This window comes from Streptomyces sp. NPDC002701 (genome assembly GCF_042889045.1).
GTDB lineage: Bacteria > Actinomycetota > Actinomycetes > Streptomycetales > Streptomycetaceae > Streptomyces.
This window is the reverse complement of the sequence record NZ_JBIAQL010000016.1, coordinates 1-13,599: the sequence shown is the minus strand read 5'-3', so window position 1 is coordinate 13,599 and position 13,599 is coordinate 1. Positions and strand designations below refer to the sequence as shown.

Sequence of the window (13,599 nt, the reverse complement as noted above, 5' to 3'; positions counted from 1 at the left end):
GCCGCCGGTCCGGTACCGGTGAGGCGGGTCCCGGCCGCCGGTGACGCCGGTTCCGGCCGGGGCGGCCGTCGGCCGTCAGTCCTCGCCGTAGCGGGGATCGACGGTCTCCGGAGTCAGTCCGAGCAGTTCGGCGACCTGCTCCACCACGATCTCGTGCACCAGCGCGGCCCGCTCGTCACGGCCCTTGGTGCGGATCTCCACGGGGCGCCGGTAGACGACGACCCGGGCGGGACGCCCCTCGTGCGCCGGCGTCGTGCCGCCCAGGGGCACCGCCTCGTCGCCCCAGCCGTCGTCGCCCGCCGGGTCGAACCGGGGGACCTCCAGCACCATGAACTCGATGTCGGAGAGCTGTGGCCACCGTCGTTCCAGCCGCTCCACGGAGTCCTGCACCAGATCCGCGAACACCTCGGCGCGGCTGGCCGAGAGGGGCACCTGCGGTGGCGCCACCGGCCCACGCATCCCCCGCCCGTGTCGATCACGACGACGGGGCCTGGGTTCGGCGGGACGGGGCGGTACGGGGTTGTCCATCACTGACGAAGCGTAGTCCCCGCGCACCCGCCCGGAGACCGCACCGCGGCTCGTTCGCGACATGTCGCAGGATGACCATTCCGGCCAAGGTCGGGCTTGTTTCCGTATCCTCACCGACCACGGGAAGCACGGTAAATGACAGCGTTTGCACCGACTCGTGATCAGCCCCGATTCTGTCCGGTCTCGCGTCAATTCCCGTACCCGCAGGTCAAGAAGGCCCGCCGGAGACCCCCTGTGACGGGCGTCACCACCCGACACGGTGGGGTGATGCGGGGGAGGGTCGTCGCGGCCCGCTCAAGAGTGCGGTACCGTCCAACCTCGTGAGCCCTGTACGTCGCTGTTCGCGCACCGCTTGCGGCCGTCCCGCCGTAGCGACGCTGACGTACGTCTACGCCGACTCGACCGCGGTCCTCGGCCCGCTCGCCACCTACGCCGAACCCCACTGCTACGACCTGTGCGCCGAGCACTCCGAGCGCCTCACCGCCCCGCGCGGCTGGGAGGTCGTCAGGCTCGCCGACGGCTCCGCTCCCTCCCGCCCCAGCGGTGACGACCTGGAAGCGCTTGCCAACGCGGTCCGTGAGGCGGCCCGCCCGCAGGAGCGTACGGCGCAGGCGGGTGGCGGCAACGCCCGTGGCGCGGACCCGACGGAGGTCGCCCGCCGCGGCCACCTGCGGGTCCTGCGGTCACCCGACTCCTGAGCCGCCCGCGGCGGACCGCCGCGACTCCCCCTGTGGGCAGGGGACTTCACCCGTGTGCGTTCCGTGCACGTTCCATTCGGCGGCGCACGGCCATTGACGCGCGCTTGTCGCGGACACGACCATTTCCCCGGTCCGTAAGTGAGAAACTGACTTCCGCATGGCGGAATCGGGGGAGGCTCCGTGTACGTCCAGGAACTCGAGCCCGTGGCCGACTCGCTCGGCCTGTCCGCGCTCGTCGCGACCCTGCCCCTCGTCGTCGTCCTCGTCCTGCTCGGCGGCGTCCGCATGAAGGCGCACCTGGCCGGCCTCATCGGTCTCGCCGTCGCGGCCCTCGTCGCCGCGCTCGTGTACGGCATGCCGGCCGGACAGACGCTCTCCAGTGCCGCCCAGGGAGCCGTGTTCGGTCTCTTCCCCATCCTGTGGATCGTCGTCAACGCCCTCTGGGTCTACCGGATGACCGTCCGCACCCGGCACTTCGACATCCTGCGCCGCTCCTTCGGGCGGCTCTCCGACGACCCGCGCATCCAGGCGCTCGTCGTCGCGTTCTGCTTCGGCGCGCTCCTGGAGGCCCTCGCGGGCTTCGGAGCGCCCGTCGCGATCTGCTCGGTGATGCTCGTCGCCCTGGGCTTCGAGCCCGTCCGCGCCGCGGTGGTCGCGCTCGTCGCCAACACCGCCCCGGTCGCCTTCGGAGCGATGGGCACACCGGTCGTGACCCTGGCCCAGGTCACCGACCTGCCCCTGGACACCGTGGCCTCCGTGGTGGGCCGCCAGACCCCGCTCCTCGCTCTGGTCGTCCCCCTGGTGCTGGTCTTCCTGGTGGACGGACGGCGCGGCCTGCGTGAGACCTGGGTGCCCGCGATGGCGTGCGGTGTCGCCTTCGCCGTCGCCCAGTTCGCCGCCTCCAACTACGTCTCCGCCCAACTCGCCGACATCGGGGCCGCCCTGGCCGGAGCGGGCGCGCTGATGGCGGTGCCGCACGCGCGCAGGCCCGCCGCCGAACCGGTACGGGCCGCGGTCCTGACCGGCGTGCGCAGCGAGGACCTGGACGAGGAGGACCCGAGCCGCGAGGTGGTGCGTGCGTACGCCCCGTACGCGCTGATCGTCGTGATCTTCTCCATCGCCCAGATCCCGCCCGTCAAGGACCAGCTGGCGAAGGCGACCCGCACCTTCGACTGGCCCTTCCTGAACGTCGTGAACCCGGACGGCGACCCCGTCGGCGGCAATGTCTTCACCTGGCCGATCGTGTCCACCGGAGGCACGCTGGTGCTGCTCGCCGGGGTGTGCACGGCCGTCGTCCTCGGCGTGCACGCGCGCGTGGCCGTCAGGGAATGGGCGGCGACCGTCCACGAGCTGCGGTTCGCGATCCTCACCGTCACCTCCGTCCTGGCGCTCGCCTACGTCATGAATCTCTCCGGACAGGCGGCCACGATCGGCCACTTCGTGGCGGCGGCCGGCGCGGGACTCGCCTTCCTGTCACCCGTCCTCGGCTGGTTCGGCGTGGCCGTCTCCGGATCGGACACCTCGGCCAACGCCCTCTTCGGTGCCCTCCAGGTGACCGCCGCACGGGAGTCCGGCCTCTCCCCGGAGCTCCTCGCGGCGGCCAACAGCTCGGGCGGCGTCCTCGGCAAGATGATCTCCCCGCAGAACCTCACCATCGCCTGCGCGGCGGTCGGGCTCGCGGGCCGCGAGGGAGACCTGCTGCGCAAGGTGCTGCCCTGGAGCCTCGGACTCCTGCTGGTCATGTGCCTCATCGTCGTCGGTCAGAGCTCACCCGTCCTGGACTGGATGCTTCCGTAGACCTGTGCGAGGTCTGCGTGCAGTCGGCCGTGATGTCCGCATGTGCCCGGACAGGTCCCGCCCGGCCCGGTGACCCTCCCTGCGGGTACTTTGTGGGTCACCGTTGAGGACTCCAGGAAGGTTGGCCGTGACCGCTGATCTGTCGCAGCTCGTTAAGGCGTACGACGTACGCGGGGTGGTCCCGGACCAGTGGGACGAGACGCTGGCCGAGCTGTTCGGCGCGGCCTTCGCCCAGGTGACGGGAGCGACCGCGATCGTGACCGGGCACGACATGCGCCCCTCGTCACCCGGTCTGTCACGGGCCTTCGCGCGCGGGGCGGCGGCGCGCGGCGTCGACGTGACCGAGATAGGACTGTGCTCGACCGACCAGCTGTACTACGCGTCGGGCGCGTTCGACCTCGCGGGCGCCATGTTCACGGCCTCGCACAACCCGGCCCGCTACAACGGCATCAAGATGTGCCGGGCGGGCGCGGCCCCCGTCGGACAGGACACCGGCCTCACCGAGATCCGCGGGCTCGTCGAGTCCTGGATCGACTCGGGAGCCCCCTCCTCGGACGCGACACCGGGCACGATCACCCGGCGCGACACGTTGAAGGACTACGCGGCGCACCTGCGCGGCCTCGTCGACCTGACCTCCGTCCGCCCCCTGAAGGTCGTGGTGGACGCGGGCAACGGCATGGGCGGGCACACCGTCCCGACCGTCTTCGCGGGCCTGCCCCTCCAGCTCGTCCCGATGTACTTCGAGCTGGACGGCACGTTCCCGAACCACGAGGCGAACCCACTGGACCCGGCGAACCTCGTCGACCTCCAGAAGCGCGTCCGCGAGGAGTCCGCCGACCTCGGCATCGCCTTCGACGGCGACGCCGACCGCTGCTTCGTCGTCGACGAGCGCGGCGAGCCGGTCTCCCCGTCCGCCATCACGGCCCTGGTCGCCGCCCGCGAACTGGCCAGACACGGCGGCAAGGGCACGGTCATCCACAACCTGATCACGTCCTGGTCCGTCCCGGAGGTCGTCCGGGAGCACGGCGGCACACCGGTCCGCACCCGCGTGGGCCACTCCTTCATCAAGGCCGAGATGGCCACCTCCGGAGCGATCTTCGGCGGCGAACACTCCGCGCACTACTACTTCAAGGACTTCTGGAACGCCGACACGGGCATGCTCGCGGCGCTCCACGTCCTCGCCGCCCTCGGCGGCCAGGAGGGCACGCTCTCCGCCCTCGTCGCCCAGTACGACCGCTACGCCGGCTCCGGCGAGATCAACTCCACCGTCGACGACCAGGCGGCCCGCCTCGCCGCGATCAGGGCGGCCTACGAGGGCCGCGAGGGCGTCATCCTCGACGAACTCGACGGCCTCACGGTGACCGCCGCCGACTGGTGGTTCAACGTCCGCCCGTCCAACACGGAACCGCTCCTGCGCCTGAACGCGGAGGCACGGGACGAGCCGACGATGGCCAGGACCCGGGACGAGGTCCTGGCCATCATCAGGGGCTGAGGGGCTGATCGCGCAGTTCCCCGCGCCCCTGGGTACCCAGGGGCGCGGGGAACTGCGCAACGGGGGTCTGGGGGCGGAGCCCCCAGGGGCGGGAAGGGAAGGGGCGGCGGGGGCGAGAACAGGATCAGACGCTCGCCCCCACCGGCGGTACCCTGACCAGGCCACATCACCGCAAGATCGAACCCGCTCCGAAGGGACCTGACATGCCGCTCGAAGCCGGCCTCCTGGAGATCCTCGCCTGCCCGGCCTGCCACGCGCCCCTCAAGGAACAGGGGCAGGGGCAGGAGCAGGAGCTGGTCTGCACAGGCCAGGACTGCGGCCTGGCCTACCCCGTCCGGGACGACATCCCCGTCCTCCTCGTCGACGAGGCCCGTCGCCCCGCGTAACCCCCACCCGCCCCGCCCAACCCCGCCGCTCCCGCAGAAGCAACCCCGCCAGGTGTCCGGAGGCTGCCCACCATGTTCGACGAAACACTCCTCGACGACCAGGAAGGGCTGGCCCGCGCGGACCGGCGGGAACTGCTCCGCGGTGCCGCCGAGGCAGGCGCCCGCGTACGCACCGCCGTCCGGCACGCCAACGAGGCCGGCATCGCCGAGCTCAAGCCCGACGGCCGTCCGCGCGCCATCCTGACCGCGGGCCCCGGCCTGGCCGCCACCTGCGTGGCCGACCTGCTCGGCACACTCGCGGGCGCCGCCTGCCCCGTCACCCGCCTCACCCCCCGCGGAGTGGCCCCCGCCGCGGGCGCCCTGCTCTGGGAACTGCCCGGCTGGGCGGGCCCCGTCGACCTGCTCCTGATCGCCACCCCGGACGGCAGCGAGCCCGGCCTCTCGCTCCTCGTCGAGCAGGCGTACCGGCGCGGCCTCACCGTCGTCGCCGTCTGCCCGCCCCGCGCCCCGCTGACCGAAACGGTCGCGGTCGCCCACGGCCTCACCGTGCCGATGGCGACCGCCCCCTACGAACCGCAGGCCCCCGCCGCCGCCTCGGCCCCCGGCTCCCTGTGGGCGCTGCTCACCCCGCTGCTCGCGCTGCTCGACCGCACCGGCCTCCTGTCCGCGCCGCCCGACGCCCTGCAGAAGGTCGCCGACCGCCTCGACCACGTGGCCGAGCGCTGCGGCCCCGCCATCGCGACCTACAGCAACCCCGCCAAGACCCTCGCCGCCGAGCTCGCCGAATCGCTCCCGGTGATCTGGACCGAGGGCGACTCCGCGGGCCCGGCGGGCCGCCGCTTCGTCGCCGCCCTGGCGGAGCTCGCGGGACGTCCCGCGCTCACCGCCGAACTGCCCGAGGCGCTGGCCTCGCACAGCGTGCTCCTCGCCGGCGCCCTGGCGGCCGGCGCCGACCCCGACGACTTCTTCCGTGACCGCGTCGAGGACGCCCAGGTCCTCCACGCGCGCGTGGTCCTGCTCCGCGACCGCCCGGCCGGCGGCCGCACCGCCGCCCCCGCCGCCCGCGAACTCGCCCTCGGCCACGACACGGCGATCAGCGAACTCGCCCCCGAAGAGGGCAGCGACCTGGAGACACTCGCCGAACTGATCGCCACCACGGATTTCGCCGCCGTCTACCTGGCGCTCGCCTCGACGGCCTGATCTCGGGCAACGCCTCCTGACCAGAATCCGCAGAACCCGTCGATCAGCACGCGTACCAGCACCCGTACGGAGAAGAAGACACAGCATGGACCGCCTCGACAACACCGTCCGCCCCTACGCCTGGGGCTCCACCACGGCCATCCCGCGGCTCCTCGGCGTCGAGCCGACCGGCGAACCGCAGGCCGAGATGTGGATGGGCGCCCACCCCGGCGCGCCCTCACGGACCCCCCGCGGTCCTCTCACCGAGGTGATCGAAGCGGCCCCCGAACAGGAACTGGGCAGCGAGGCGGTCGCCCGGTTCGGCCCGCGCCTGCCGTTCCTGCTGAAGATCCTCGCCGCCGGCGCCCCCCTCTCCCTCCAGGTCCACCCCGACCTCACCCAGGCCAAGGAGGGATACGAGGACGAGGAGCGCCGCGGTGTCCCGGCCGACGCGCCGCACCGCAACTACAAGGACGCCAACCACAAGCCCGAACTGATCTGCGCGCTCACGGAGTTCGACGGCCTGTGCGGGTTCCGCGCCCCGCTGGAGGCCGCCGCACTCCTGTCGGCCCTCGGGGTCGACTCCCTCAAGCCGTACGTCGACCTGCTGCACGCCCGCCCCGAGGACGCCGCGCTGCGCGAGGTACTGACCGCGGTGCTCACCGCGGACCCCGAGCCGATGGCCACCACGGTCAGCGAGGCGGCCGCGGCCTGCGCCCGGCTCGGCGGCGCCCATGCCCCGTACGCCGAGATCGCCCACCACTACCCCGGCGACCCGGGTGTCATCGCCGCGATGCTCCTCAACCACGTCCGACTGCAGCCGGGCGAGGCCCTGTTCCTCGGCGCCGGCGTGCCGCACGCGTATCTGAACGGCCTCGGCGTCGAGATCATGGCCAACTCCGACAACGTGCTGCGCTGCGGCCTCACCCCCAAGCACGTCGACGTCCCCGAACTCCTGCGGATCGTGCGCTTCGAAGCCGGTGACCCGGGCGTACTGCGGCCCGAGGCGTCCCCGGACGGCGAGGAGGTCTACGAGACCCCCATCGACGAGTTCCGCCTCTCCCGGTACGTCCTCGCGGAGGGCGGCCCCGGCCAGGACCTCACCCGAGGCACCCCGCAGATCCTGCTGTGCACCGCGGGCTCCGTACGGGCGGGCGACCACCCGCTCGCACCCGGTGACTCCGTCTTCGTACCGGCCGACGAAAAGGCGGAAGTGTCCGGAAGCGGGACGCTTTTCCGGGCCACGGTCGTCGTCTGAGTGAAGCACTGTGACCACCCGGCACTCCGGGGCGGTCCCGGACTGCAACAATGGCGCACCGCAAAGGACAGGCAAAGCGCGAGACGGCGGCCGGACGGCGGCCGGGCCGCAACCGAGTGGCAACCGAGTGACAGACGAAAGGACTTCGGGAACACATGAGCGCGTCAGGCGGCACCAAGGCGATCGTGGCGGCACTCGCCGCCAACCTCGCGATCGCGGTAGCGAAATTCGTGGCGTTCCTCTTCAGTGGTTCGTCGTCGATGCTCGCCGAGTCCGTGCACTCGCTCGCCGACTCCGGCAACCAGGGACTGCTGCTCCTCGGCGGCAAGAAGGCCAAGCGCGAGGCGACCCCCCAGCACCCCTTCGGCTACGGCCGCGAGCGCTACATCTACGCCTTCCTCGTCTCCATCGTCCTCTTCTCGGTCGGCGGCATGTTCGCGATCTACGAGGGCTACGAGAAGATCAAGCACCCGCACGAGATCGAGCACTGGTACTGGCCGGTGGGCGTCCTCGTCTTCGCGATCATCGCCGAGACCTTCTCCTTCCGGACGGCCATCAAGGAGTCCAACCTGACCCGCGGCAAGCAGTCCTGGAAGGACTTCGTACGCCACGCCAAGGCACCCGAGCTGCCCGTCGTCCTCCTTGAGGACCTGGGCGCACTGGTCGGCCTGATCCTCGCGCTCGGCGGCGTGAGCCTCGCCCTGGCCACGGGCGACGGCGTCTGGGACGGCATCGGCACCCTCTGCATCGGCGTCCTCCTCATCGCCATCGCGATCATCCTGGCCGCCGAGACCAAGTCACTGCTCCTCGGCGAGGCCGCCGGCCTCGAAGCGGTCGAGAAGATCGAGGCCGCGATCGTCGACGGCGACAAGGTCACCCGCGTCATCCACATGCGCACGCTTCACCTCGGCCCCGAGGAACTGCTGGTCGCCGCCAAGATCGCGGTCGAGCACGACGACACGGCCACCGAGATCGCCACGGCGATCGACGCCGCCGAGTCCCGCATCCGGGCGGCCGTCCCGATCGCCCGCGTCATCTACCTCGAACCCGACATCTACAACCAGGCCGAGGCGGCCAGGGGCGCGGACCCGGAGGCATCACCGGGCGGCCCGGTACCGACCGCCGGACACTGATCCCCACCCGCCGACCCGTACCTGACCTGGGCCCGCCGAACCATTCGGCGGGCCCAGGCCCGTCTCCGGCTCCGTCCACGCCTCGACAACCGCTCGAACTGTTCTCAGGCGGACTGGGGCCCACTGCGCCGATCGGTGTAGATTCGTCACCGAGCCAGACGTCGCTGCTGATGGCGGTCGGGCGGCCCCAGCAGGCCGGCCGAGGGAGAGAGGGCCTCCGACGGACTGCGCTGCGCAAGGCACCGGGCATTCGTGTGCCCCGTGGGGCGCTCACCGTGCCCACCGCCGCGCAGACCAGCCGAACCCGACCTCGCCCAACCCGAGGAGCAGCTCGCATGACCACCGTCGACAACCGCCAGGACTTCAAGGTCGCCGACCTCTCCCTTGCCGCCTTCGGCCGCAAGGAGATCACCCTCGCCGAGCACGAGATGCCCGGCCTGATGTCGATCCGCAAGGAGTACGCCGAGGCGCAGCCCCTCGCCGGCGCCCGCGTCACCGGCTCGCTGCACATGACCGTGCAGACCGCCGTGCTCATCGAGACCCTGGCCGCCCTGGGCGCCGAGGTCCGCTGGGCCTCCTGCAACATCTTCTCCACCCAGGACCACGCCGCGGCCGCCATCGCGGTCGGCCCGAACGGCACGCCCGAAGACCCCCAGGGCATCCCGGTCTTCGCCTGGAAGGGCGAGACCCTGGAGGAGTACTGGTGGTGCACGGAGCAGGCGCTGACCTGGCCGAACAGCCCCACCGGCGGCCCGAACATGATCCTGGACGACGGCGGCGACGCCACCATGCTCGTCCACAACGGCGTCCAGTACGAGAAGGACGGCAAGGTCCCCTCCCCGGACAGCGCGGAGAACGAAGAGCACCGCGTCGTCCTGGAGCTCCTCAACCGCACGATCTCGGGCGGTTCGCAGAAGTGGACCCAGCTCGCCTCGGAGATCCGCGGCGTGACCGAGGAGACCACGACCGGCGTCCACCGCCTGTACGAGATGCAGCGCGAGGGCACCCTCCTGTTCCCGGCGATCAACGTGAACGACGCCGTCACCAAGTCGAAGTTCGACAACAAGTACGGCTGCCGCCACTCCCTGATCGACGGCATCAACCGCGCCACCGACGTCCTGATCGGCGGCAAGACCGCGGTCGTCTTCGGCTACGGCGACGTGGGCAAGGGCTGCGCGGAGTCCCTGCGCGGCCAGGGCGCCCGCGTGATCATCACCGAGATCGACCCGATCTGCGCACTGCAGGCGGCGATGGACGGCTACCAGGTCACGACCCTCGACGAGGTCGTCGAGACGGCGGACATCTTCATCACCACGACCGGCAACAAGGACATCATCATGGCCTCGGACATGGCCAAGATGAAGCACCAGGCGATCGTGGGCAACATCGGCCACTTCGACAACGAGATCGACATGGCCGGCCTCGCGCAGCTCCCCGGCATCGTCAAGGACGAGGTCAAGCCGCAGGTGCACACCTGGACGTTCCCCGACGGCAAGGTGCTCATCGTCCTCTCCGAGGGCCGCCTGCTGAACCTCGGCAACGCGACCGGTCACCCGTCGTTCGTGATGTCCAACTCGTTCGCGGACCAGACACTGGCCCAGATCGAGCTGTTCACCAAGCCCGAGGAGTACCCGACCGGCGTCTACGTGCTGCCCAAGCACCTCGACGAGAAGGTCGCCCGCCTCCACCTGGACGCGCTCGGCGTGAAGCTCACGACGCTCCGCCCCGAGCAGGCTTCGTACATCGGTGTCGAGGTCGAGGGCCCGTACAAGTCGGACCACTACCGCTACTGAGCCCAGCGCTCACCGGACGGTTGTCAGCAGGCCCTCGCCCACACCGGCGGGGGCCTGCCCCCTATCGAGGACCCCGAGCCACCATGCCCCGCGGCCGCTACTCGCTCCATGACCCGCACGACCACACCCCCCTCGCCGACGAACGGTTCCACTGCGCACCCGGCCCCTCCGGCTGGCGCTACGTCTCCCACCTGACCACCCCCTCCGGCACCCCCGCCGGTTCCGTCGACCTCGCCCTCGACGACCGCGGCCGCCCCATCCGCCTCGAACTCCACGCGTCGGGCTGGCAGGTCCGCGGCGCTGCCCTCGACGGTGTCACCTGGGTCCGCACCGACCCCACCGGAGAGCACGCCACCGAAGGCAATGTCCGCGCCCACGCCTTCACCGGCTCGTCCCCCGCGTTCCTCGTCGCCACCGCACGTCTGCTGCGCCTCACCCCCGATGCCTCCGCCACGCGTGTACGTCTCGTCGCCCTCACGGACCCGGTCCTCGCCCCGCGCACCCTCGACCAGTCCTGGGCCCTGATCACGAGAGAAACACACGCCACTGACAACGGCCCCCTGGCGGTGGAGGAATACCAGGTCACAGCCCTGGACACGGGCGAACAGCACGCCGTCCACCTCTCCGGCGACGTGGTGCTCTCCGCTCCCGGCATCGAGCTCGAAGACCTCGAATCACCGCCGTCGGCCTTCGCCTGACGACGACACCACGCCGGACACCGGTCAGGCGGGCGGGGCGAACCCGGTGGAGGGCCGCTTGCCATCGGCCTCCCGCACGAGCGGCGGAGGCGGCGCGCTCACCGGGGCCACCGCGGGCGCCGTAGGCGCCACGGGCGGGGGAGCCACCGGCTGAACAGAAGCCGGCTGCATCGGATGCACCGGCTGCACCGGGGCCTGGAACGGTCCCTGCGGCGGGCCCGGGACGGGGCCGTACACCGGGCCCTGGGACGGAACCGGGCCGTACGGCACACCGGGACCGGCCCCGCCCGGGTACGCGTACCGGCTGCCCGGACCGCTCCCCGCGCCGCCACCACCGAACGACCGCCGTACCTCCCGCGCCTGCCGCTCCTGCATCACGGCCGCCAGGAACGCCGCCGGCGGGACGCCCTGCGGCGCCGGAGTCCCGGTGCGCTCGGCGACATCGGTCGCGAGCCGCACCGCCATCGCCCAGCCGACCTGCGGGTCCAGCTGCTGCATCCGCGTCAGGTACTGCCGGACGGCCAGCCACAGCCCGTCCGGAACCCCGGACAGATCAAGGTCGGCGAACCGCCCCGACAGCCACGGCGGCGGAGGAGGGACGAACGCCGTACGCCCGGCGGGAATCCGCTCCCGTACGACCAGGGTCCCCGCGAACACGTCACCGAGCCGCCGCCCCCGCGCCGACACCAGCGAGGCGACGCACGCCACGACCCCGAACGTCATCAGGATCTCGACCACCCCGACCGCCCCGCGCACCAGCGCGTGCCGGAACCGGATCGGCCCGCCGTCGTCCCGCACCACCCGCAGACCGCACGCCGCCTTCCCCAGCGAACGCCCGTGGCTGAGGGTCTCCACCGCGATCGGCCCGCCGACCAGCAGAAGAAGGAACGCGGCGATCGACACGGCCGCCTGCGCCGCCTCGTCGAGAGCGGCCGTGGACAGCACCAGGGCGATCAGCACGGCGACATAGGCGGCCACCGCCACCACCAGGTCGAGCACCACGGCCAGTACTCGGCTCGGCAGCTTCGCCGGCCGCAGCTCCAGCGCCACCGCCTCGCCCGTCACGAGCTCACTCACGCCTGCCGTCCTTCCCCGAACTGCCCTGAGAACAGACAGTCTGCCAAGCTGAGGCACATCGCGCCGCAGTGCGACAAGCTGACCACACGACGAGCAGCCGAGGAGCAACCGACCCGATGGACCTCGACGTCTTCGTGTCCGCCCACCGTGCCGAGTGGGACCGGCTCGACGCACTACTCGGCCGCCGGCGCCGCCTCACCGGTGCGGAGGCCGACGAACTGGTCGCCCTCTACCAGCGCACGGCGACGCATCTCTCCCTGATCCAGTCCAGCGCCCCGGATCCCCAGCTGACCGGCCGCCTGAGCCAACTGGTGGCCCGCGCGCGCAGTGCCGTGACAGGCACCCGCCGAGCCTCCTGGCGCGATGTCACCCGCTTCCTCACGCAGGGCTTCCCCGCGGGGGTCTACCGGGCACGCCACTGGTGGGTCCCGACCGCACTCCTGTCCACCGCGCTCGCCGTCCTCCTGGGGTGGTGGATAGGCACTCACCCAGAGGTCCAGTCCTCCATAGCGGCGCCGAGCGAGCTGCGGGAGCTCACCCGCCCCGGGGGCCAGTACGAGACGTACTACTCGAGCCACCCCGCGGCGTCCTTCGCGGCCCATGTGTGGACGAACAACGCGCAGGCAGCCGCGATGTGCCTGGTACTCGGCGCCTTCCTGTGTCTGCCGGTCGTCTGGATCCTCTTCCAGAACATGCTCAACGTCGGTGTGGGGATCGGCCTGATGTCCTCGGCGGGCCGCCTCGACACCTTCCTGGGCCTGATTCTCCCGCACGGACTGCTGGAGCTGACCGCCGTCTTCGTGGCGGCCGGCACAGGACTGCGTCTCGGCTGGACCGTCATCGACCCGGGCCCGCGTACTCGTCGTGCGGCCCTCGCCGAGGAGGGCCGTGCGGCACTGGGCATGGCCATAGGTCTCGCCCTCGTCCTCTTCGTCTCCGGCGCCATCGAAGGTTTCGTCACCCCGTCCGGCCTCCCGACCTGGGCCCGCATCGGCATAGGCATAGCCGCCGAACTGCTCTTCCTCGCCTACGTCTATGTCCTGGGCGGCCGCGCCGTGCGGGCCGGTGAGACGGGCGACGTCGAGGAGGACGAGCGCAGCGCCTCCGTACCGACCGCGGCCTGATGTGCGGGCACCCCCGCCAGGCTGCTAGTCTCCTCTCCGCCCCACAAAAACCGTTGACACGGGACGTGTGGGGAGGTAGATTCGAACAGTTGCCTAGAGCTGGACAAGCTCGGCGGTGGCAGTTAGTCTCTGTCAGCTTCCTGGAACTGATTCCGGTGGAGCACTTCTCGATAATTCGGAATTGAGCGGCCGGTCAGGCCGATCGAAAACTTCTGATAAAGTCGAACTTGCCGAAAGAGAGCCGGAAGGCAATCGAATAGGCAAAGGCCCCTCAACTGGCCACCGGAAATGAATTCCGACCGGAAACGGAACGGAAAACGGATCTGGTAAGGTTGGAAACACGAAGGGAAAAGCCCGGAGGAAAGCCCGAGAGGGTGAGTACGAAGGAAGCGTCCGTTCCTTGAGAACTCAACAGCGTGCCAAAAATCAACGCCAG

At 71.2% G+C, this 13,599-nt stretch carries 12 protein-coding genes; 10 read left to right on the top strand and 2 right to left on the bottom strand.

The genetic code is table 11. The features are described from left to right. Positions 1-75 precede the first annotated feature (75 nt). Entirely contained in the window at positions 76-528 is a 453-nt protein-coding gene (locus ACFYXC_RS30820) for a metallopeptidase family protein (RefSeq protein WP_389555453.1), read from the bottom strand. A gap of 320 nt (positions 529-848) precedes the next feature. Between ACFYXC_RS30820 and ACFYXC_RS30815 the strand changes: the two genes are divergently transcribed. From ACFYXC_RS30815 to ACFYXC_RS30775, 9 genes are all read left to right on the top strand, one after another. Next, the gene (locus tag ACFYXC_RS30815; RefSeq protein ID WP_388920421.1) at positions 849-1,226 is read left to right on the top strand and encodes a DUF3499 domain-containing protein; all 378 of its coding nucleotides are present in this window, start codon (positions 849-851) and stop codon (positions 1,224-1,226) included. A gap of 180 nt (positions 1,227-1,406) precedes the next feature. Then, a complete protein-coding gene (locus ACFYXC_RS30810) occupies positions 1,407-3,023 on the top strand; it encodes an L-lactate permease (protein ID WP_389555296.1) in 1,617 nt (538 codons plus the stop codon). A 127-nt stretch (positions 3,024-3,150) separates the two neighbouring features. Beyond that, on the top strand, positions 3,151-4,515 hold the full coding sequence (locus ACFYXC_RS30805; protein WP_389555294.1) for a phosphomannomutase/phosphoglucomutase: 1,365 nt from the start codon (positions 3,151-3,153) through the stop codon (positions 4,513-4,515). Between the two features lie 203 nt (positions 4,516-4,718). Next, complete coding sequence (locus ACFYXC_RS30800) at positions 4,719-4,901, top strand: Trm112 family protein (protein ID WP_388920412.1); 183 nt, start codon at positions 4,719-4,721, stop codon at positions 4,899-4,901. 72 nt (positions 4,902-4,973) lie between these two features. Beyond that, a complete protein-coding gene (locus tag ACFYXC_RS30795) occupies positions 4,974-6,101 on the top strand; it encodes an SIS domain-containing protein (protein ID WP_388920409.1) in 1,128 nt (375 codons plus the stop codon). An 85-nt stretch (positions 6,102-6,186) separates the two neighbouring features. Further along, complete coding sequence (gene manA / locus ACFYXC_RS30790) at positions 6,187-7,338, top strand: mannose-6-phosphate isomerase, class I (protein ID WP_389555291.1); 1,152 nt, start codon at positions 6,187-6,189, stop codon at positions 7,336-7,338. A gap of 155 nt (positions 7,339-7,493) precedes the next feature. After that, positions 7,494-8,471, top strand: coding sequence for a cation diffusion facilitator family transporter (locus ACFYXC_RS30785; RefSeq protein WP_389555289.1), 978 nt, complete (start codon positions 7,494-7,496; stop codon positions 8,469-8,471). 335 nt (positions 8,472-8,806) lie between these two features. Beyond that, positions 8,807-10,264, top strand: coding sequence for an adenosylhomocysteinase (gene ahcY / locus ACFYXC_RS30780; protein ID WP_388920400.1), 1,458 nt, complete (start codon positions 8,807-8,809; stop codon positions 10,262-10,264). Positions 10,265-10,347: 83 nt separating this feature from the next. Next, positions 10,348-10,962: a hypothetical protein gene (locus ACFYXC_RS30775; RefSeq protein ID WP_389555286.1), complete on the top strand. Its 615-nt coding sequence runs from the start codon at positions 10,348-10,350 to the stop codon at positions 10,960-10,962. A gap of 24 nt (positions 10,963-10,986) precedes the next feature. Here the strand turns inward: ACFYXC_RS30775 and ACFYXC_RS30770 are convergent, their stop codons facing one another. Further along, complete coding sequence (locus ACFYXC_RS30770; RefSeq protein ID WP_389555284.1) at positions 10,987-12,039, bottom strand: RDD family protein; 1,053 nt, start codon at positions 12,037-12,039, stop codon at positions 10,987-10,989. A gap of 116 nt (positions 12,040-12,155) precedes the next feature. Between ACFYXC_RS30770 and ACFYXC_RS30765 the strand changes: the two genes are divergently transcribed. After that, a complete protein-coding gene (locus tag ACFYXC_RS30765; RefSeq protein WP_389555283.1) occupies positions 12,156-13,163 on the top strand; it encodes a stage II sporulation protein M in 1,008 nt (335 codons plus the stop codon). The last annotated feature ends 436 nt before the right edge of the window (positions 13,164-13,599 follow it).

What these genes read in the sequence shown, in the direction of transcription:
- ACFYXC_RS30820 (WP_389555453.1), bottom strand. Translation starts at nt 528, where the DNA reads ATGGACAACCCCGTACCGCCCCGTCCCGCCGAACCCAGGCCCCGTCGT.
- ACFYXC_RS30800 (WP_388920412.1), top strand. Translation starts at nt 4,719, where the DNA reads ATGCCGCTCGAAGCCGGCCTCCTGGAGATCCTCGCCTGCCCGGCCTGC.
- ACFYXC_RS30795 (WP_388920409.1), top strand. Translation starts at nt 4,974, where the DNA reads ATGTTCGACGAAACACTCCTCGACGACCAGGAAGGGCTGGCCCGCGCG.
- manA (WP_389555291.1), top strand. Translation starts at nt 6,187, where the DNA reads ATGGACCGCCTCGACAACACCGTCCGCCCCTACGCCTGGGGCTCCACC.
- ACFYXC_RS30785 (WP_389555289.1), top strand. Translation starts at nt 7,494, where the DNA reads ATGAGCGCGTCAGGCGGCACCAAGGCGATCGTGGCGGCACTCGCCGCC.
- ahcY (WP_388920400.1), top strand. Translation starts at nt 8,807, where the DNA reads ATGACCACCGTCGACAACCGCCAGGACTTCAAGGTCGCCGACCTCTCC.
- ACFYXC_RS30775 (WP_389555286.1), top strand. Translation starts at nt 10,348, where the DNA reads ATGCCCCGCGGCCGCTACTCGCTCCATGACCCGCACGACCACACCCCC.
- ACFYXC_RS30765 (WP_389555283.1), top strand. Translation starts at nt 12,156, where the DNA reads ATGGACCTCGACGTCTTCGTGTCCGCCCACCGTGCCGAGTGGGACCGG.